The organism is Desulfofundulus luciae, assembly GCF_030813795.1.
Taxonomy (GTDB): domain Bacteria; phylum Bacillota; class Desulfotomaculia; order Desulfotomaculales; family Desulfovirgulaceae; genus Desulfofundulus; species Desulfofundulus luciae.
Window position 1 is genome coordinate 123,757 of the sequence record NZ_JAUSUX010000005.1, and the last position, 19,343, is coordinate 143,099.

19 protein-coding genes and 1 riboswitch are annotated in these 19,343 nt (G+C 54.8%); of the genes, 5 read left to right on the top strand and 14 right to left on the bottom strand.

All coding sequences use genetic code 11. The features are described from left to right. Window positions 1-18 precede the first annotated feature (18 nt). A complete protein-coding gene (gene acs / locus J2Z49_RS04715; RefSeq protein ID WP_307400352.1) occupies window positions 19-2,121 on the top strand; it encodes an acetate--CoA ligase alpha subunit in 2,103 nt (700 codons plus the stop codon). Window positions 2,122-2,131: 10 nt separating this feature from the next. Further along, on the top strand, window positions 2,132-3,184 hold the full coding sequence (locus J2Z49_RS04720) for a phosphotransacetylase family protein (protein WP_307400279.1): 1,053 nt from the start codon (window positions 2,132-2,134) through the stop codon (window positions 3,182-3,184). Here the strand turns inward: J2Z49_RS04720 and J2Z49_RS04725 are convergent. Genes J2Z49_RS04725 through rsmD form a run of 3 tightly spaced genes read right to left on the bottom strand, consistent with a single transcriptional unit; the run spans window position 3,181 to window position 4,773 of the window. Next, window positions 3,181-3,663, bottom strand: coding sequence for an ATPase (locus J2Z49_RS04725; RefSeq protein WP_307400281.1), 483 nt, complete (start codon window positions 3,661-3,663; stop codon window positions 3,181-3,183). The genes J2Z49_RS04720 and J2Z49_RS04725 overlap by 4 nt on opposite strands. Window positions 3,664-3,665: 2 nt before the next feature. Next, on the bottom strand, window positions 3,666-4,169 hold the full coding sequence (coaD, locus tag J2Z49_RS04730) for a pantetheine-phosphate adenylyltransferase (protein ID WP_307400283.1): 504 nt from the start codon (window positions 4,167-4,169) through the stop codon (window positions 3,666-3,668). 4 nt (window positions 4,170-4,173) lie between these two features. Further along, a complete protein-coding gene (gene rsmD / locus J2Z49_RS04735) occupies window positions 4,174-4,773 on the bottom strand; it encodes a 16S rRNA (guanine(966)-N(2))-methyltransferase RsmD (RefSeq protein WP_307400285.1) in 600 nt (199 codons plus the stop codon). 122 nt (window positions 4,774-4,895) lie between these two features. Here rsmD and gpr point away from each other — a divergent pair, with 122 nt between their 5' ends. Further along, window positions 4,896-5,870, top strand: coding sequence for a GPR endopeptidase (gene gpr / locus J2Z49_RS04740; protein ID WP_307400288.1), 975 nt, complete (start codon window positions 4,896-4,898; stop codon window positions 5,868-5,870). A gap of 171 nt (window positions 5,871-6,041) precedes the next feature. Here gpr and J2Z49_RS04745 read toward each other — a convergent pair whose 3' ends face one another. Together J2Z49_RS04745 and recG are read right to left on the bottom strand one after the other, a co-directional pair. Continuing rightward, window positions 6,042-6,299, bottom strand: a complete 258-nt coding sequence (locus J2Z49_RS04745; RefSeq protein ID WP_027356684.1) for an alpha/beta-type small acid-soluble spore protein — start codon at window positions 6,297-6,299, stop codon at window positions 6,042-6,044. Between the two features lie 206 nt (window positions 6,300-6,505). Further along, window positions 6,506-8,578 (bottom strand): ATP-dependent DNA helicase RecG, encoded by a 2,073-nt coding sequence (gene recG / locus J2Z49_RS04750; protein ID WP_307400292.1) that lies wholly within the window; start codon window positions 8,576-8,578, stop codon window positions 6,506-6,508. A gap of 165 nt (window positions 8,579-8,743) precedes the next feature. Here recG and rpmB point away from each other — a divergent pair, with 165 nt between their 5' ends. Then, window positions 8,744-8,935 (top strand): 50S ribosomal protein L28, encoded by a 192-nt coding sequence (gene rpmB, locus J2Z49_RS04755; RefSeq protein WP_307400294.1) that lies wholly within the window; start codon window positions 8,744-8,746, stop codon window positions 8,933-8,935. 549 nt (window positions 8,936-9,484) lie between these two features. Here rpmB and J2Z49_RS04760 read toward each other — a convergent pair. The 6 genes from J2Z49_RS04760 to J2Z49_RS04785 form a co-directional block, all read right to left on the bottom strand. Beyond that, window positions 9,485-10,528, bottom strand: a complete 1,044-nt coding sequence (locus J2Z49_RS04760) for a nicotinate phosphoribosyltransferase (protein ID WP_307400296.1) — start codon at window positions 10,526-10,528, stop codon at window positions 9,485-9,487. A 17-nt stretch (window positions 10,529-10,545) separates the two neighbouring features. Continuing rightward, window positions 10,546-11,013 (bottom strand): 6,7-dimethyl-8-ribityllumazine synthase, encoded by a 468-nt coding sequence (gene ribH, locus J2Z49_RS04765; protein WP_013822345.1) that lies wholly within the window; start codon window positions 11,011-11,013, stop codon window positions 10,546-10,548. Window positions 11,014-11,375: 362 nt separating this feature from the next. Next, window positions 11,376-12,593 carry a bifunctional 3,4-dihydroxy-2-butanone-4-phosphate synthase/GTP cyclohydrolase II gene (locus J2Z49_RS04770; RefSeq protein WP_307400300.1) on the bottom strand — a complete coding sequence of 406 codons (1,218 nt, stop codon included), beginning with the start codon at window positions 12,591-12,593 and terminating at the stop codon, window positions 11,376-11,378. 17 nt (window positions 12,594-12,610) lie between these two features. Continuing rightward, window positions 12,611-13,276, bottom strand: a complete 666-nt coding sequence (locus tag J2Z49_RS04775) for a riboflavin synthase (RefSeq protein ID WP_307400303.1) — start codon at window positions 13,274-13,276, stop codon at window positions 12,611-12,613. Further along, a complete protein-coding gene (gene ribD / locus J2Z49_RS04780; RefSeq protein ID WP_407650046.1) occupies window positions 13,276-14,367 on the bottom strand; it encodes a bifunctional diaminohydroxyphosphoribosylaminopyrimidine deaminase/5-amino-6-(5-phosphoribosylamino)uracil reductase RibD in 1,092 nt (363 codons plus the stop codon). Before ribD ends, J2Z49_RS04775 begins: the two co-directional genes overlap by 1 nt. A 125-nt stretch (window positions 14,368-14,492) precedes the next feature. After that, a riboswitch (FMN riboswitch) is annotated at window positions 14,493-14,644 on the bottom strand. Between the two features lie 76 nt (window positions 14,645-14,720). Beyond that, window positions 14,721-15,389 carry a hypothetical protein gene (locus tag J2Z49_RS04785; protein ID WP_307400305.1) on the bottom strand — a complete coding sequence of 223 codons (669 nt, stop codon included), beginning with the start codon at window positions 15,387-15,389 and terminating at the stop codon, window positions 14,721-14,723. 282 nt (window positions 15,390-15,671) lie between these two features. Here J2Z49_RS04785 and J2Z49_RS04790 point away from each other — a divergent pair, with 282 nt between their 5' ends. Further along, window positions 15,672-17,618: an acetate--CoA ligase gene (locus J2Z49_RS04790; RefSeq protein ID WP_307400307.1), complete on the top strand. Its 1,947-nt coding sequence runs from the start codon at window positions 15,672-15,674 to the stop codon at window positions 17,616-17,618. Window positions 17,619-17,660: 42 nt separating this feature from the next. On the opposite strand, the gene J2Z49_RS04795 is transcribed toward J2Z49_RS04790, so the two are convergent. The 3 genes from J2Z49_RS04795 to J2Z49_RS04805 all read right to left on the bottom strand — a co-directional run bounded on the left by J2Z49_RS04795 (window position 17,661) and on the right by J2Z49_RS04805 (window position 19,329). Continuing rightward, entirely contained in the window at window positions 17,661-18,299 is a 639-nt protein-coding gene (locus tag J2Z49_RS04795) for a TrkA C-terminal domain-containing protein (RefSeq protein ID WP_307400309.1), read from the bottom strand. 123 nt (window positions 18,300-18,422) lie between these two features. Continuing rightward, the gene (locus tag J2Z49_RS04800; RefSeq protein WP_307400311.1) at window positions 18,423-19,055 is read right to left on the bottom strand and encodes a CBS and ACT domain-containing protein; all 633 of its coding nucleotides are present in this window, start codon (window positions 19,053-19,055) and stop codon (window positions 18,423-18,425) included. Between the two features lie 91 nt (window positions 19,056-19,146). Then, window positions 19,147-19,329: an aspartyl-phosphate phosphatase Spo0E family protein gene (locus J2Z49_RS04805; RefSeq protein WP_307400313.1), complete on the bottom strand. Its 183-nt coding sequence runs from the start codon at window positions 19,327-19,329 to the stop codon at window positions 19,147-19,149. Window positions 19,330-19,343: the final 14 nt, after the last annotated feature.

Sequence of the window (19,343 nt, forward strand, 5' to 3'; positions counted from 1 at the left end):
TCAAAGTAGGTGAGATACTTGGCGGACCTGCATGCTTTTTTTTGCCCCCAAACGGTAGCCATTGTCGGTGCTTCCCAAAAACCGGGTAAAATTGGCAACGTGTTGGTGAAAAATATGATCGCCTGCGGTTACCCGGGCAGGATTTATCCCGTCAATCCCAAAGAGGAAGAAATAGAAGGGCTTCGCTGTTATCCTAATTTAAGCGCCATCGGAGAAAACGTGGACCTGGTGGTGGTCGCCGTTCCGGCCAACCGGGTTATCGCCGTAGCACAGGAATGCGGCCTTGCGGGGGCCAAAAATCTGGTGGTAATCTCGGCAGGATTTAAGGAAGTGGGCAAGGAAGGATTAATTCTGGAAAAGGAACTCACCCGCATTTGCCGCAGCTACGGCATGGGCCTTTTAGGGCCCAATTGCGTTGGCATGATGGATACCCACGTACCCATAAACGCTTCCTTTTCTGCCGTTTTTCCGAAGCAGGGGAATATCGCTTTCATTTCCCAGAGCGGGGCCATGCTGGTAGCCATTTTGGACTGGAGCCTGACCACCGGACTGGGCTTTTCCCGGATTGTCAGCCTGGGAAACAAGGCCGATCTTAATGAAGCAGATTTTATAGCCGACGCGGCCAACGACCCCAACACCAGGGTCATCCTCTGTTACATCGAGGACGTGACCCGGGGCCAGCAGTTTTTACAGGTGGCCAGAGCGGCCAGCCGCAAAAAGCCGGTGATCATCCTCAAAAGCGGTGCCAGCCAGGCCGGGGCCCAGGCCGCCTCCTCTCATACCGGAGCCCTTGCCGGCAGCGACCTGGCCTATGAGACGGCTTTCCGGCAATGCGGAATCATCCGCGCCCGGAGCATGGCCGAACTTTTTGATTTAGCCGTTGCCTTTGCTCACCAGCCCGTGCCCAAAGGAAACCGGGTGGCGGTGGTCACCAATGCCGGTGGACCCGGCATTGTAACCACGGACAGCATCGAAATGAGCGAACTGACCATGGCCCGCTTCAGCAAGGAAACCAGCCAGGAGTTAAGGGTCAACCTGCCGCGGGAAGCGGCCATTTACAACCCGGTGGATGTCCTGGGTGACGCTGACGAAAACCGCTATCGCTCTGCTCTGGAAAAGGTGCTCGGTGATCAAAGTGTGGATAGCGCGGTGGTACTGGTCTGCCCCACGGCAGTCACGGAACCAGAACAAACCGCCCGGGCCATCATTGAAACTCACCGCATTTACCCGAACAAGCCGGTATTTGCTGCCTATATGGGCGGAAAAACCCTGGCGGGAGGAGCTAAGCTCCTGGCAGAAGAAGGCATACCCTGTTTCACCTTCCCCGAACCGGCGGTCAGAGCCTTGAGCGGGATGGTGCGCTACGCCCGTGCCAGGGAATTGCCGGAAAAAGAAAAGGAGCTCGAGCTGGGTGGTATCCAGCCCGAGCCGGTTAAGGAAATCTTGCAAAAAGTACGCCAGGAAGGCCGGTTAACTCTTCTCGGCAGTGAAGCCAGCCAGGTGGCCGGTTGCTATGGGATTGCCGTGGCCCCCATTGTCCTGGCCACCAGTCCCCATGAAGCAGCGGCCAGGGCCCAGGAAATTGGTTTCCCGGTAGTCATGAAAGTAGCCTCCCCCCAAATTTTACATAAAACCGACATCGGGGGAGTAAAAATAGGGGTGGAAACGCCGCAGGAAGTGAAAAAAGCATTTATTGAGATTACCGAAAACGTCCAGCGCTTCCTGCCCAAAGTCGTTATCCATGGCATTGAGATTCAAAAAATGATGCCCCAGGGAACGGAATTAATCATTGGCATGACCCGGGACGTACAGTTCGGCCCTTTGATAGCCTTTGGACTGGGAGGAATTTACGTCAACCTTTTAAAAGATGTCTCCTTCCGCCTGGCCCACGGCCTGACCAGGCAGGAAATCCAGCAAATGCTTACCGAAACTAAGGCCTACACGTTGTTACGGGGTTACCGCGGCGAAAAGCCAAAAGATCTTGGGGCAATCGTGGAAATGATTGCCCGGACTGCCAGGTTGGTGCTTGACTTTCCCGAAATTGGGGAAATGGATATCAACCCGGTTTTTGCCTATCCGGACGGGGCCTTTGCCCTGGACATAAAAATCACCATATCGTGAGGTGTGAGCAGTGAAAAACCTTTATGTCATGGGTACGGCGGGCAGTGGGAAAACAGCCATGGCGGTGGGCCTGGCCCTAAAACTGCTCCAGCATGGATACAAGGTAGCCTATTTTAAGCCGGTGGGCCATCCCACCGGCTTAAGGGAACAGAATGATGAAGACGCACGGCTCATGCAGGAGGTGTTAGATTTAAAACAACCCCTGGATGTAATCGCACCCTTTCTCGCCGGTCCGTCCTATCTGTCGGGCTACCGGCAATGCGAGGCATTAGAACGGATCTTATCCTGCTACCGGCAGGTCAGTGCCGGGGCGGACGTGGTGCTTATCGGGGGAACCGCCTTCCCCCATATCATGGGGTGCTGGGGCCTGGATGCCGTCACCCTGGCCAAAAAGTTTGAAGCTCTGGTCTTGTTCACGATCCGCATTGAGAATGATTTCAGTCTGGATGAAGCCATTTTCATCAACAGCTACCTGGCAAATCAGAACATCAAGGTGCTGGGGAATGTTTTTAACAACGTCCCCCGCCCGTTGCTGGCCAAAACAAAAGGGATTTATAAGTCCATCCTTGCCGAACGGGGATACCGTACCCTGGGTATCATTCCCCAACGTCCGGAAATATCTTCGCCCACAGTGACGGAATATTACGAAACACTGGGCGGGGAAATCCTGGCCGGCGAGGAAAATATGGACCGGCTGGTAGAGGACGTGATTGTCGGTGCGATGACTATTGAAAGTGCCCTGGGTTACCTGCGGCGGTCTCCCAATAAAGCGGTAATTACCGGGGGTGACCGGGCCGACCTGGCCCTGGCGGCCCTGGAAACCAGCACCTCGGTGCTAATCCTCACCGGTGGTTTATATCCGGACGTAAAGGTTATTGCCCGGGCAGCAGAAAAAAATGTACCGGTTATTCTGGTGCATTACGACACCTTTACCACTATTGAAAAGCTGGCGGAGATTAGCCGGCGTATCCGCCCCCGGGACCGCAAACGCATTGCCCTGGCCCGGGAAAACATAGAAAAATACTGCGACTTTCCCGCCATACTTCAGGCCCTGGCGGATTAGCCCTGGGCCGCCCGGGAATTAACACCGTCACTAACCTTAACTCCTCTTAATTCCGCCCGTCCGTTGCGAATCTGGGTCATGATCTTGTCCAGTTCCTCTTCCAGCCCCCCCAGAATCTCATCGGCATACTCCCGGGCACCCTGTTTGATTTCCCTGGCCACCTGTTCCGCCTTGTGGACAATTTCGTCCGCCATAGCCTGGGCCTTTTTTACCACTTCGCTTTCTTCCGCCCGTTTTTCCAGCTGTTTCTGGGCATCCTCCAAAAGACGCCCGGCCTCCTTGCGGGTGTCGGCCAGCACCTTTTCCCGTTCCTGGAGGAGCCAGCGTGCCTGGCGCAATTCTTCGGGCAGAGTGGTGCGAATACGGTCCAGGTAATCCAGCAGGCGATCCTCGTCCACCATCACCCGCCTGGTCATGGGTATCCGGGGACTATTTTCAATCATCTCCTCCATCTCATTTAAAATATGGAACAGCTCCACTCCTACCCCTCCCTAACCGGTTGTTGAAGGGCCATAAATTTTTCCCGCAACTTCTGTTCTACCACGGGGGGTACCAGGTCACGCACACAGCCCCCGAAGTAAGCTACTTCCTTTACGGCACTGGAACTGATGAAGGAATATTCCGCCCTGGTCATGAGGAACAAGGTATCTATTGAAGGAACCAGTTTCTTGTTGGTCAGGGCCATCATAAACTCGTTTTCAAAATCTGAAATGGCCCGCAGGCCCCGGATAATTGCCTGGGCACCCAGCCTTTTCGCGTAATTTACCGTCAGCCCATCAAAGGAATCTACCACCACGTTATAATAGGGCTGCAATACCTCCCGCAGCATTTCCAATCTTTCACTAACGGTAAAGAGCGGCTTTTTGCTGGTATTGCGGGATACCGCCACAACAAGCTGATCAAATAAACAGGCCGCCCGCTCAATTACATCAAGATGTCCATTGGTTATCGGGTCGAAACTGCCCGGATAAACCGCGATGCGCAAAGATTTAATCCTCCTCTCCGGCAATGCCGGGCTGGTAAAATGAAAGCATGGTATCTCCCACTTGATGTTGCCGGTATTGCACCAGCCGTCCCACCTCACCGGGAAGTGCCTGCCGTTTGCTGCTTTCGGCCACTACAATGCCGCCGCGAGCAAGCAGCCCATGACGATCAATGGCCTCCAGGGTGGGCAACTCCAGGTTTTGTTCATAGGGTGGATCCAGGAAAACCACATCGAACTGCTGTCCGCTCAGTTGCCTCAAAGCCAGGAAAACGTCTTGCGCCAGCACCTCAGCCCTTTGCGCCAAGCCCACATGAACAAGGTTATCCCGGATGATTTTGACTGCCCTTTTATCCCGCTCCACAAATACTACCCGGGCGGCACCACGGCTCAAGGCTTCGATACCCACGTTACCTGTACCGGCGTAAAGATCCAGGAAGTGAGAACCGGGAATCCGCGGGCCCATAATATTGAACAGGGATTCTTTAACCCGGTCGGCAGTGGGTCGCCCGCTCCATCCCCGGGGAATTTTTAAACGGCTATTTTTGGCAATGCCGGCAATAACTCGCAATACTGACGATTCCTTTCCTCCTGTGTCTTGACGCAAATATTATAGCACATTATACCAGAAAAATCGATCAGGCAAAATATGTAGTGTATAATCCTCCTCAAGACGGACAATATATAGGTGAAACTTGGAGGGATTTTAATGGAAGGGGGGCCGACGGTGTGCTTTTTGATCTTTTTCGTTCTTTCGGAATCAACCTTGATTTAGCGCTGGAAGCCCGGGAAATTGTGCGGGGGGAAACGGGACAGGAAATCCCCGGTGTGCAGGTGGATCGGGAAAGGTTTGAACATGGGGAAGTAACCATTGTACATATTGTCGAGAAGGCTGCCGAAACCATCATGGGTAAACCCGTGGGTACATATATTACCATCGAAGCTCCCGCGTTGAGGGAAAATCACCCGGCCGCCCATCATGAAGTAAGCCAGATTCTCGCCCGGCAACTGGAAAGATTTGTGGCCCATATTCCGGAGTATGGGAATATCTTACTGGTTGGTCTGGGGAACTGGCGCGCAACCCCGGATGCTTTGGGACCAAAGGTTATTGAGATGAGTCTTGTAACCAGGCACCTGTATAATTACGCCCCCCAGGAATTAAAGGGCGGCATGCGTTCCGTCAGCGCCCTGGCTCCGGGAGTGCTGGGGTTAACCGGTATAGAAACGGCAGAAATAATAAAAGGGGTAGTAGAAAAAATCCGTCCGGAATTGATTATTGCCATAGATTCCCTGGCAGCCCGCAGTGTAACCCGTATCTGCACCACCATTCAAATAGCCGACACGGGGATCAGTCCCGGCTCAGGCATTGGCAACCGCCGGGCCGGAATCAACCGGGAAAGCATGGGGGTGCCTGTAATAGCCATCGGGGTACCCACTGTGGTACATGCCGCCGTCATCAGCCAGGACACCATTAACGCCTATTTGGAACAACTGCAAAATACGCCTGTGAATGCGGGGTTCAACCCCGCCCTGGCCCGACGGGCCATTGAACAGGTTTTAGAACCTTTCGGCGGCAACCTGACGGTAACTCCCAAGGAAATAGACGCGTTAATTGCCACTACGGCTAAAGTTATTGCCGGAGGTATTTCCCTGGCCCTGCACCCGGGTTTAACTGAGGACGACTACAGCTATTATCTGCATTAAAAATTGAGCAAAGTTTCTGGGGCTGGGCAGTCCCTGCCGGGGGCCCAACCAACAGGGAACCAGATTCGACCGGCTTTCCTGCCAGTTGGGGCCCCCGAAAGGGAACTGTATAAACAACCGGTACACCGCACCAGACCCTGTGTACCCAAAGAACTCATACCTTAACCTCCGTTAAGGAGTGGTGCGAGCGTTGGTTACTTGAGGAGTCGGAGGCTGGGTACCGCTGGCCAGGCTTTGCTCATAGGCGGCGATCATCTTCCGGACCATGTTACCGCCAATGGCTCCGTTCACCCGGGAAGGCAGGTCACCCATGTAACCGCTCTGGGGAACCTGGATGCCCAGCTCGGCAGCGGTTTCCCACTTGAACTGTTCCATGGCCGCGGCGGCCTGGGGAAGAATCAACTTATTCCGCTTTTGCCCTAACGCCATCTGTCGTCACCTCCTTGTCTTTAGGCTATTCTTATTATGGCCCTGTTGCAATTGATTATGTCTAGAACATTTTACCCCGGCATGCCGCCACAGCCCCCTTAACATAAGGTCTTAAGAAAACTGTGTTACCTTGTTCTGTCTTGGTTTGGCTTTTCCCGGTCTGAATTTCAACATATTTTGAAAAAACCCCTGTGGGCTTTTATTTTTTAACCGATATCCAGGTATCCCGCCTTCCCACCAAACCTCAAGCGCAACTCCCGGGCCAGGGAGCGGTGTTCGGGCGCTTTTAACTCGGGATCTTTTCTTATTAAAGCAACCGCTTCCTGCCGGGCAAGCTGTAGAGCGCGCCAGTCCCGGACCAGGTCGGCTATTTTAAACTCAGGCAGCCCCGATTGCCTGGTGCCCGTAAATTCCCCCGGCCCCCTTAACTGCAAATCTTTTTCCGCCAGGGCAAAGCCGTCGGTGGTGGAGGTCATCGCCTGTAGCCTGAAGCGGGCTTCTTCGGTTGTGCTGTCGGAAACCAGAACACAGTATGATTGGGCTTTCCCCCGCCCCACCCGCCCCCGCAGCTGGTGTAACTGGGCCAACCCGAAACGCTCGGCATCCAGAATTACCATTACCGTGGCGTTGGGTACATCCACACCAACCTCCACCACGGTGGTAGTTACCAGTACCTGGATCCGGCCCGTACGAAAGGCCTCCATCACATCTTCTTTCTCCACCGGTTTCAAGCGACCGTGGAGCAAACCCAGCCGGCACCCGGCCAGGGGGCCCCGGGAAAGTTCCTCCATCAACTCCACGGCGGCCCGCACATCAATTTTTTCTGATTCCTCCACCAGGGGACAAACCACATAAGCCTGGTGTCCCTTTTCCACTTCCCGCCGCACCAGGCCATAAACATCCGGCAGGCGAGAAGAAGGAAGGGCATAAGTTTGTACCGGCCGCCTCCCGGGAGGCAGTTCGGAAATGGTGCTTACCTCCAGATCCCCATAGAGGGTAAGGGCCAGGGTGCGGGGAATGGGTGTGGCCGTCATGACCAGCACGTCCGGACAATGTCCTTTATATTGTAAAATAGCCCTCTGACGCACCCCAAAGCGGTGCTGCTCGTCTATAACCACCAGGGCCAGTGACTTAAACTGCACTTCTTCTTGAATTAAGGCATGAGTACCCACCACCAGAGGTACCTCCCCGGAGGCAAGACCGGATAACAGTCTCTCCCTCTCCTTCTTTCTCAAGCTCCCTGAAAGCAGGCCAACTTTTATTCCCAGGGAAGCCAGGCTCCGGGAGAGAGTAAGGTGATGCTGTTCCGCCAGGATTTCCGTGGGTACCATTAGTGTTCCCTGCAGTCCACTGCCCACTGCCCGGAGCAGGGCCAGGGTGCTGACCACCGTTTTGCCCGCTCCCACGTCTCCCTGCAACAACCGGTTCATGGGCCAGGGGGCATCCATGTCGGCTTTGATTTCTTCCCAGGTCCGTTGCTGAGCGGTGGTTAGGGTAAAGGGCAAACTGGAAAGAAATCCCTCCACTAAGTTCTTGTGATCGTGGTAACGGTGCGGTTTCAACTTCCGGGTAATTTGCCTGCGCCTTAAGGCCAGGACCATCTGGAGCAAAAACAGCTCCTCAAAAATAAAGCGTTTCCTCGCCCTGATGGCTTCCTTCTCGGTGGCCGGAAAGTGGATCTGTCGCAGGGCGCTGGAAAGCTCGGGCAGGAAAAACTTTTGCCGCACTCCCGGGGGGAGGAAGTCGTTGATACGGGGCGTCCACTCGTCCAGGGCAAGACGCATTAAGGACCGCATGAAGCGTTGGGTTAATTGTTCCGTAAGGGGGTAAACAGGTACTATACTCTCCTGTAGGACTGGATCCTCGCCCTCTAACAATTCATAATCGGCAACCAGCAACTGGATTTCGCCAAAGCGGCGTTCAATTTTCCCCGTAACCTGTACGCGGCTGCCGGCCGTAAACAGTTTTTTTATGTAGCGCTGGTTAAACCAGACGGCAAAAAAGTGTCCCGTTGGTTCCTGCACTTTCACCCTGGTGATCCACAATCCGGTTCTGGGGTTAAGCTCGCTGACCCCTACAACTCTTCCCTGCAGGGTAACCTGTTCTCCATGGGCACAGGCGTAAGACGGCCTTACCGTGCGCTCCTGGTATTCCCGGGGAAAGTGGTAAAGCAAATCCTTTATCGTCCTGATCCCCAATCTCTTCAGCAGGGCAAAACGGCGTGGGCCTACCATTTTCATGTATTGTACGGGATACCGCTCAAAATCAACTTCAGCCATTGGGTTTGCCTAAAAAAGACTTCACCCCCTTTTCAACTGCTACCGTTTTGCTAAACATTTACCGACAAGAAAAATGTGGGGACCCCTTCACCCGTTCCACCCTTGCACGGCAGTGGTATTTTTGCTAGAATGTAAGGAGTGGTCTTGCAAAAGGAGGTGGCTCTATTGGCCAGGAAATGTACTGTTTGCGGTAAAGGTGTGGTGGTTGGGATGCAGATAAGCCACTCCCACATCCGGACCAAAAGGACCTGGCAACCCAACTTACAGCGGGTAAGGGCTCTGGTCAACGGTACTCCCAGAAGGATCCTGGTGTGCACCCGCTGCCTGCGCAGCGGCAAGGTGCAAAGAGCTATCTAGAAAAAGCGGCTGTCAAGCCGTTTTTTATTTTTTGGCGAAGGCACGACGTCGTCCTCCGCTCGCTCCCTGGTTTCCGCGTAAGATGCGCACCACGGTTTGCTTCGGGCAGGCTCAGGCTCTTCCGCACGGTGAGGGCCGTCCCACGTCGCGCTCCAGCCGTTATTCTATCTACCGTTACTGTTACCAGCGCGATCCGCGCTGCCGGTTCGCTACCCAGCACTCACCGGAAGCAACCCTCATGTACACGTGGCAAACAGTCAAATATGAATCAACGGCCTATGAAGGTCATTAGCTCCAGTGAGTGCTGGGCGCTCCCCGGTGACGGCCGTCACCCACGGCGGTATTTATGCCTTAAAAGCTCTTCTTCCGGGCAGTCCATCTCGCGTCCTCGAGAGCCGAGCCGGCCCGGTATTCCCCAAAAAGCTCTACTGGAAAGAGCAGCGTTTACTACTTGTTACATCAGTCTTAAAAAGTATAGCACTTCCGGTGAGTGCGGGTTACCTGCGCTTAAGCTGCGTTGCTCGCTTATGACCACGTCGTTGGAGAATTTTAAAGGATCCTTTGCAAACGGGGATTCGGGGTAATACCGGGTATGCGCCCCCGCTTGGCAACGGGCTTCCCGTTCACTTCTTTCAAATCCATGGTCATGTCTACTGGTGAAGCACCGGATATGTAGCTGCCCACCCCGAAGGCATCCGCCCCCGCCCGGTCCAGCAACTGGATCCGCTCGGGGGTTAAACCGCCGCTGACCAGAATCTGCACATGGTTGTATCCCGCCTGATCCAACCGGGCACGCACCTCCCGGACCAGAGCGGGAGTAACCCCTCCCCGCTCGCTGGGGGTATCCAGCCTGATGGCCGCCAGATCTTTCCCCAGGGCCTGGGCAACCCGCATCGCTTCTTCGGCCTCATCCTTAAAGGTATCCACCAGCACAATCACCGGCGTACCTGCAGGCATGGCCCGCTGGTAGGCCAGGGCTACCTCCAGGGTGTCTCCCACAATGAGCATGACGGCGTGGGGCAAGGTGCCCACGGGCTCCTGACCGGCCAGTTTGGCCCCTAAAATACAACTGGCACCGTCGGCTCCCCCCACCACCGCCGCCCTTTCCATAACCGGCGCCACCGCCGGGTGAACGTGACGGGCACCAAAGCAAATCACCCGCTTGTTGCCCGCGGCTTCCTTACACTGCCTGGCTGCCGTAGCCCAGCCGCTGGAACTGGCCAGAATACCTAGTATGGCCGTTTCATAAATACCAAACCGGTCGTAGGGGCCGTGAATACGCAGAACAACTTCCTTTTCCCCAAACCATTCCCCCTCGGGTAAGGCCCAGACTTCAACCTCCGTTCCGGCCAAAAGATTTTTTACCTCCGGCACTCCGGCCAGCACACCCTTTTTGCCTGCAAAAACTTCGGCCACTACTTCCGTACCTGCAAGCCCCATGGCCCGCAGGATTTCCCTGGTTTTGATAAAGTAAATGTCGGTGGTCCAGCCGGCAAGGATTTCATGACCGTCGGCAGAAAAAAGACGCTGTTCGGGAAGTACACGAAAATCAGCCACTTCCTTTAAGTTTTGGACTGTATGTGGCGCCTGCACGGTGTGGCCCCCTTTTCCTAGCCAAGGCTACGCATGAGATTGGCCATTTCAATGGCTCCTACCGCCGCATCCCAACCCTTGTTGCCGGCCTTGGTTCCCGCCCGTTCAATGGCCTGCTCCAGGGTATCGGCAGTTATGATGCCAAAAATTGTCGGCACCCCGGTATCCAGCCCCACTTTGGCCACGCCCTTGGCCACCTCGGCGGCCACATAATCGAAATGGGGCGTGGCCCCGCGGATCACCGCTCCCAGGCAAATTACCGCATCAAAGCGCTGCATGGCCACCATGCGCCGGGCCACCACGGGAATTTCAAAGGCCCCGGGCACCCAGGCAATCTCAATATCCTGATCGGCAACACCATGCCGGTGCAGGGCATCCAGGGCCCCCGTCAACAGCTTGTTGGTAATAAACTCGTTAAAACGACCCACCACCAGACCAAAGCGCAACCCCTGACCAACCAGATGTCCTTCGTATACCTTCGGCATTGTGTTTCTCCCCTCTATCTTTTTACTCTTTGCCCATTACCCGGGCGGCGGTCGACGATAAGGTATAAAGCCGGGCCTGGCAGCGGCGCTTCGCTCAGGTACTCCGGGCCGGACGGTTGAGGCAGCTTTTCGGACGGCACCAGCGGCCGGGGTTTATGGCCAGCCGCACCTCGCCTGCCCCCCTTCACCTGAAACACCCGGCCGGGTGACCGTTACCCCCAGACTGCCTGCGCCCCTTACCCGGCCCTGCGCAATTCGCTCCGCACCTTGCTGCCAGCCCGGTCCGTCGTGCCCGGCAGTCCTGGTACTGCACCTGTAAGCCGCCGGCGCTGCTCCATTGCTCCGGACTACGGCACTCTCTGTTAGCTGACCTCATCGGTGATATTGAGCAGGTGGCCCAGTTTCTTTCTTTTCGTCGCCAGGTAAAACCGGTTGTATTTGCTAGGACATACCTCAATGGGTATCCGGGCCACAACTTCCAGGCCATAACCCTCCAAACCGGCAATTTTCCGGGGGTTGTTGGTCAGCAAACGAATTTTCTTGAGCCCCAGATCAGCCAGGATTTGAGCCCCAATCCCGTAATCCCGCAAATCGGGCGGAAAGCCTAAAGCCTCGTTGGCTTCCACCGTATCCTTGCCCTGATCCTGCAGCTTGTAAGCCCGGATCTTGTTTAACAGGCCAATACCCCGGCCTTCCTGCCGCATGTAGAGGAGCACCCCGACTCCTTCCTTGGCAATCATTTGCATGGCCCGGGCAAGCTGATCCCCGCAATCGCAGCGGGTAGAACCCAGAACATCGCCGGTCAGGCACTCGGAATGGACCCGCACCAGGGGGGCCTCCACCTGGCTTAAATCCCCCTTGACCAGGGCAAGATGGCCCTTGCCATCAAGCAGGCTCTCATAGGCCACGGCAGTAAAATCACCATATTTGGTGGGCAGATGGGCGGAATCCACCCGGCGCACCAGTTTTTCCGTCCGCCGCCGGTACTTGATTAAATCGGCAATGGTAATGATTTTTAGACCGTGTTGCCGGCAAAAGGCCATTAACTCTGGTACCCGGGCCATGGTACCATCTTCTTTCATAACTTCACAAATTACCCCTGCCGGGTAAAGGCCGGCTAGGCGGGCCAGATCTACCGCTGCCTCGGTATGTCCGGCCCGGCGCAGCACCCCTCCCTCCCGGGCACGCAAGGGGAAAATATGTCCCGGGCGGCGCAAATCTTCGGGGCGGGTAGCCGGATCTAAAATGGCTTTGATGGTCTGCGCCCGCTCGTAGGCCGAAATACCTGTGCTGGTATCTTTATGATCCACGGACACGGTAAAAGCGGTACCGTGTTTGTCGGTGTTATGGGTGACCATAAGGGGCAGATCCAGTTCGTCTGCCCGCTCATTGGTTATGGGCATGCAGATCAGCCCCCGGGCATGGGTAGCCATAAAGTTAACCGCCTCGGGAGTGACCTTTTCTGCCGCCATGATCACATCCCCTTCATTTTCCCGGTCCTCATCATCCACAACCACCACCATTTTGCCCCGGCGAATATCCTCGATGGCTTCTTCTACGGTGTTAAAACGAAATTCCATGTCCCGTCACTCCCCGTCTACCTTGATATAAAGCCGTGCTCGGCAAGAAAATCCAGCGAAATGCCTGATTTTTTACGTTGATCCCGTTCCTGGCCGGGGAGGGCCAGGAACCTTTCTACATACTTCCCGATAATATCCGTTTCCAGGTTCACCAGGTCCCCCGTTTTTTTATTGCCCAGGATGGTGTGACGGGCAGTGTGGGGAATCAGGGACACTAAAAAATCCCCCTCACCCACCTCCACCACCGTCAGACTGGTACCGTCAACAGCCACCGAACCCTTTTTCACTATATAACGCAGCACTTCAGGTGCGGCTCCGATGGTAAGCAAAATAGCTATATCATGTTCCTGGCGACGTAAAATTCGGCCTACGCCGTCAATATGCCCCGTAACCAGATGACCACCCAGGCGATCCCCTACGCGCAAAGCACGTTCCAGGTTGACCCGGTCTCCTGGCTCTAAATGGTCAAGATTGGTTCTGGCCAGGGTTTCGGCCATCACGTCTGCCGTAAAAGAAGAACGGTCAAAGGCCACCACCGTCAGGCATACACCGTTTACGGCTACACTGTCCCCTAACTGCAAATCACCGGCAATTTTGGGGGCCTCTATGGTCAACCGGGCGGAATCCTTTCCCCGGGTTATACGGCACAAAACACCTATTTCTTCTACCAGCCCGGTAAACATTAACCTTCACCCCCGCCATCCACGTACCCCTCCACACAGAAGTCCTCCCCGTAACGGGTAAAGGAAATATCCTTCAATCGCACTGCTTCCAGGAGCCGGGCCGGCCCATCCCCGCCTACAGGCCCGGGCGCCTGCCGTCCGCCAATAATCAGGGGGGCAATAAACCAGATTACCTTATCTACCAGCCGGGATTCCAGGAAAGAGGCATGAATTTCCCCGCCCCCCTCCACAAGCACGCTGGTTATCTCCCGGCGACCCAATTCCTCCATCAAAACCGCGAGATCCACCCGGGGTCCAGGCCCGGGTACCACCAGTACTTGCGCCCCGGCTTCCTCCAACCGGCAAAGGTTTTCTTTGGGTGCCCTTTCCGTCACCGCGACAATGGTTGGTGCCGGAGATTGCTGGGTAATCACCCGGGCGTCTGGAGGAGTACGGGCCAGGCTGTCTACAACGACCCGCACCGGGTCCTTGCCATCCTCACCCGGAATACGGGTAGTCAGGGAAGGGTTGTCCTTCAGCACTGTATTTACACCAACCAGGATGGCGTCATAACGATCCCGGAGGCGGTGTACGGCCAGCCGGGCCCGGGGTCCGGTAATCCAGCGGGATTCCCCGGTACGGGTGGCTATTTTACCGTCCAGGCTCATGGCCGCCTTTAAAACCACGAAGGGGCTACGGGTAGTGATATACTTTACAAAAACTTCATTTAACCTTTGCGCCTCTTCCTCCATCACTCCTACGGTCACCTCAACCCCGGCCTGGCGCAACCGCTCCAACCCCCGTCCGGCAACGAGGGGGTTGGGATCGGTCATGGCGGCTACCACCCGCTTGACGCCGGCGGCCAGAATTGCCTCGGTGCAGGGACCCGTGCGTCCCCGGTGGCAACACGGCTCCAGGGTAACATAAAGGGTGGCTCCCGCAGCCTGCTCACCGGCTTCATTTAACGCGCGAATCTCTGCATGGGGGGTACCGGCCCGGGCATGATAGCCCCGGCCAATTACCTGGCCGTCTTTTACCAGCACCGCCCCCACCATGGGATTGGGACTGGTTCTGCCCAGGGCCAGCCGGGCCAGATCCAAGGCCATTTGCATGTAGTATTCGTCCAACGCTCTCACCTGCAAAACAAAATAGAAAAAGCCCCGATTCGGCGAGCAACCTTCAGGGCTAATGGGCACAATGGAGCATGGTCCTGCTTCTTTGGGTAAAAGCAGTGCCTTCACGCCTTCTCCCATCCAGACTTTTACTGTCGGCCCTGGCTTCTCACCAGATCAACCCTGCAATCACCCTCATGAGTGCAGGGCTCGCGGGCTCGGAAGGTCTAACTTCCATACCGCCGGTAGGGAATTCCACCCGTCCCCGAAGGCTCTTTAATTTTTAGAACCACTAAGGTTATTATAGGCCCGTTCACCACCGGTGTCAATATTGGCTGCCGCCCAGCCGACAGCTAGAAGTCCAGCTCCTGTTTACTTAACCGGCTGCGCAGGCGGTTTAGTTCCGCCATTACGTCGGGAATGCGTTCCAGCGTGGCACGGCGGTTCTGGAAATCTGACCACGAGGTGCATTCCCCCAAACAAGCATAGAGCACACTCAAGCGCATGTGCAGACGTCGTGGCAAAAGAGCCACATCAGCCCCCAACCGTTCCCAGGCCCCCACGGAAAAGGTTATTTTCTCTCCGTGCAGAGAACAACTGGAATGTTCGCTGAGCTCGTCCAGAACACGCCTGTTTCTTTTTAATTCTTCCAGCAATTCCTCAATAATAAATAACCTTTTTTCTGCTACTTCCTGCTGCCTGGTTGTATGATAGTACCATACAGTGACAACTACTCCGTAAAGGGTGAGCAACCCTCCGAGAACTGCCTGGTTAAAACCCATGGTAAACCAGTTGCTGCTTACATCTTTCCAAATAGTGGACGCTGCCGCGGGAAAGAAAGCCGTCAGCCAGCAGGCCCGGGCCAGGTAATGGATTATTTCCCGGTTAATCACCAGAGTTAAAAAAACGATAAAAGGACTGAAAAAAATGGCCAGCACCAGCAATAGCTTGCGCAACATCCGCAGGCAGCGGCGAAAGCTACGGCCGGAAAGGAAGCACAAGCGAAAAAACAGTCTAGCCAATTTCACGCATACCTCCTTTGGGCCCACCATTAAAAAAAAGCCACCGGAAGGTGGCCTCTACTATATTTTTTGGCTATGAGGATTGCTTTATTCTTGCACCAGCAACTGTTCTCCACAAAACATACAATAGCTTCCATTTTCACTGGCCAATCCATTCGCTCCTGCTATAAATCCACTCGGACTTAAAAAAATACATTCCGCCGGAATTTTCTTAATCTTTGCCATATTTTCAATTTATATTTAGGTGTAGAGGCTTTGACTTTTAAAGGGAGGTAATGTCGTATGGCTGAAAAAATGGGTACCGGGATGGTTCCCCCGCAGGTAAAAGCTTTCACTGACTGGGCGGCCGAGGACCCGGAAGGTTTTTGGGCGGAAGCTGCCCATAAAGCGGCCCACGATATTCACTGGTTTAAAAAGTGGGATAAAGTATTTACCTGGAATTATCCCACCTTCCAGTGGTTTTCCGGAGGCCTGACCAATATTTGCTATAACTGCGTGGACTACAAAGTTAAAAGAGGGAAGGCGGGCCGGGCGGCATTTGTTGCCGAATCGGGAGAAACCGGTGAGGTAAGGGTGGTAACCTACGGCCAGCTCCTTTCGCTGGTAAAACAATATGCAGCTGCATTAAGGGGTTTAGGTGTAAAAAAGGGGGACCGGGTGGCCATCTACATGCCCACGGGCATTGAATCCGTTACCGCCATGCTGGCCTGCGCCCGTATTGGAGCCATCCACGTGGTCATTTTTGCCGGTTTTTCCGCCGGGGCGGTGGCGGATCGCCTGCAGATTACCGGTGCCAGGTACCTCCTTACCCAGGACGAAAGCCTGCGGCGGGGTAAACCAGTACCCTTAAAGAAAATAATTGACGATGCTCTGGCTACATGCCCGGAGGATCTAATTGCCAAAGTAGTGGTTTTACAGAAAAATAAAGAGCAAGCACCGCCAATGAAAGCCGGACGGGACATTCTCTGGGACGAGTTCCTGGCCCTGGGCGAAGGGCATAGTTCAGAAGTGGAACTCATGGAAGCAAACGAACCCCTCTTCCTCCTGCCCACTTCCGGCACCACGGCCAAGCCTAAAGTCACCGTGCAAAAACACGGCGGCTACCAGATTTACATCTACTCCATGGCCAAGTGGATTTACGCCTTACAGGAAGACGACGTGTGGTTCTGCACTTCAGACATCGGCTGGATTGTGGGGCACAGTTACAACGTTTACGGCCCCCTCCTGGTCGGAGCCACCAGCGTCCTTTACGAAGGCACTCCCGACTACCCGAGACCGGACATGTGGTGGGATATCGTGGAGCGGAACAAGGTTACCGCCATATGGACATCCCCCACCGGTGTACGGGGCTTGATGAGACTGGGCATTGAGCACGCCAAAAAACACGATTTGTCCTCGGTCAAAAGAGTCTTCTGTGCCGGAGAAGTATTAAACCCTGCCGCCTGGAGCTGGCTGCAGGAACAGGTATTTGAAAACAAAATTCCCGTCATGGACCACATGTGGCAGACCGAAACATCCGGCCCCATCTTTGCCAACCCGTACGGTCTGGGTATGATTCCCATTAAACCCGGCTCCGCGGGCATTCCAGTACCCGGCATCATCGCTGAAATTGTGGATGACAAGGAAGGTAAGCCCACAGCTCCCGGCGAGAAGGGAATTGTCACCATCCTGAGGCCGTTCCCGGGACTAACCTCCACCCTGTGGAACAACGAGGAAGGCTACCAGAAGGAATACTGGGAGCGGCTACCCTTTACCCAGGGCAGGTATTACTGCGGGGACGCCGCTTCCTTTGATGAGGACGGGTACATCTGGTTTGCCGGTCGCTCCGACGAGGTAATCAAGATTGCCGCCCACAGAATTGGCACCATTGAAATTGAAAACGCCCTCATCTCCCACCCGGCAGTGGTTGAAGCGGGCGTTTCGGGAGTACCCGATGAACTGAAAGGTGAAGTGGCCTGCGCCTTTGTAGTGTTAAAGCAGGGTTACCAGCCCAGCGAAGAAATGAAAAAGGACTTAATTGCCCACGTACGCAACACCATGGGGCCAATTGTCATCATCAGGGACATTCAATTTGTGAGCTCCCTGCCCAAGACCCGCAGCGGTAAAATTATGCGCCGGGTGATGAAATCCCTGTGGGTCGGCAGGGAACTGGGCGACCTCTCGACCATTGAAGAAGAAGCCTCCGTCGACGAAATCCGCGAGGCCATCAAGAAAATGCAGCAGAGTTAAAGAGTTAAAAAGAAAGCCTCTCCCTCCATGGGAGGGGCTTTCTTACTGTTTGGCCGCCGTACCGTTCACCAGGTTATAGACCTGTTCCTTCAATTCCGGCGGCGCCAGGACAATCAGGACATCGCCGGACTGGATTACCGTGTCGGCCTGGGGCGAGAGGATTTCCTCTCCTCCGCGGTAAATGGCCAGGATGGTTGAACCTGTTTTGGCCCGGAATTCCGCTTCGGCCAGGGATTTACCCACCAGGGGCGATGTGGGCAGTACCCGGATTTCTTCTATCCGCTGCAGGTTGCCGGCCATCTTAAAGGTATAATCCAGCAGTTCATTCATGAGCTTCTCAATTTCGCTGTTAATCCGATCCCTTTCCCGTAACAAGTGGTGCAACCGTTCCTGCATATCTCTTAATACCTGGCGTTGGCCGCATTCAGCCAGAAAGGCCTCCGCCGCCTTCTGGGATTTAACCACCACCCCTACTCCCGGAGAGACTTGTACAATCCCCGTATCCTGCAAAAGGGTTAAGGCCCGGCGGATGGTTTCCGGCGAAACGTTGTACTTGCCGGCCAGGGTAGAACGGCCAAAAATTTTCTGCCCCTCACGGTATTCCCCCCGCGCGATGCGGGTGGCTATGTCGATGGCAATGGTAGCGTAACGGGATAAAACATGAGAGCCCAGAGATTCCATGGGGATCTTCTCCTTACCTGATTCAAATATATAGTGTAACCACCGACAAAAAATTAAATCAAAATCAATCCGGCCCCATCAGGGAGCCGGATTTCCAGGATCTATATCATCCCCCCAAACTGGTTAACTAACAGATTTCACTTCGAAGCCCTGTTTTTGTAAATCCTGCACCAGGAGTTCAGGCTCCACCGTGCTTAGGCGCAGCATAATTTGTACCCGTTGATTTTCTTTTTCCCGGCAGGCCACGCCAATGACATTGATCCGGTGCTCCCTGACCACGGCCAGGATATCGGCCAGGGCGCCAATACGATCGCTAACTTCAAGCACCAGGCGGGTCCCCGCTTTGCGCAGGCCAAAGATGCGGATCAGGGCGTCCAGGATATCGGTCTGGGTAATAATGCCTACCAACCCGTCATCCTCAACTACCGGCAGACTGCCAATCTTATGCTCCCGCATAATCAAGGCCGCTTCTTCAATGGTGCAGCCCGGCCCCACGGTAATGGGTTTGGTTTTCATGACATCCTTTACTACCATTTTGGAAAGCAGGTAATTCATTTCAAAAACACTGAGGGTGGTTGCGGGGGAGGGAGTAACAGTAAGCAGGTCCCGCTCGGTAATCAGTCCAACCAACCGGCCCTTGTCCACCACCGGCAAATGCCTGATCTTATTTTTCTTCATAATGTTTAGAGCTTCCAAAATGGGAGTCCCCGAGTGGATGCTGATGGGGGAAGTACTCATGTAATCCCGTACAAACATGCTTAAACCTCCCACTCAAAGCCTTTCCTCTATTATAACATTGCCCCCGGAGAACGCAACGTCTGAAATAACGAAAGTTGGCGTTACCCCTTTACTTTTTTAACCCGGGGCACCCCTGTCTCTCCTTCAATGCCACAAATACCTGCCGCTGGTACTGTACTATCAACCTGTCCAGGCGCCGGCTTAAAGCCAGGAGCTTATCCTGATCCTCCCTGTTCATGCCGTTTAATCTCCGGCGCAGGTGCTCAATTTGCACCCTGAGCTTCCGATCCAAAGCTTTCGCCCCCT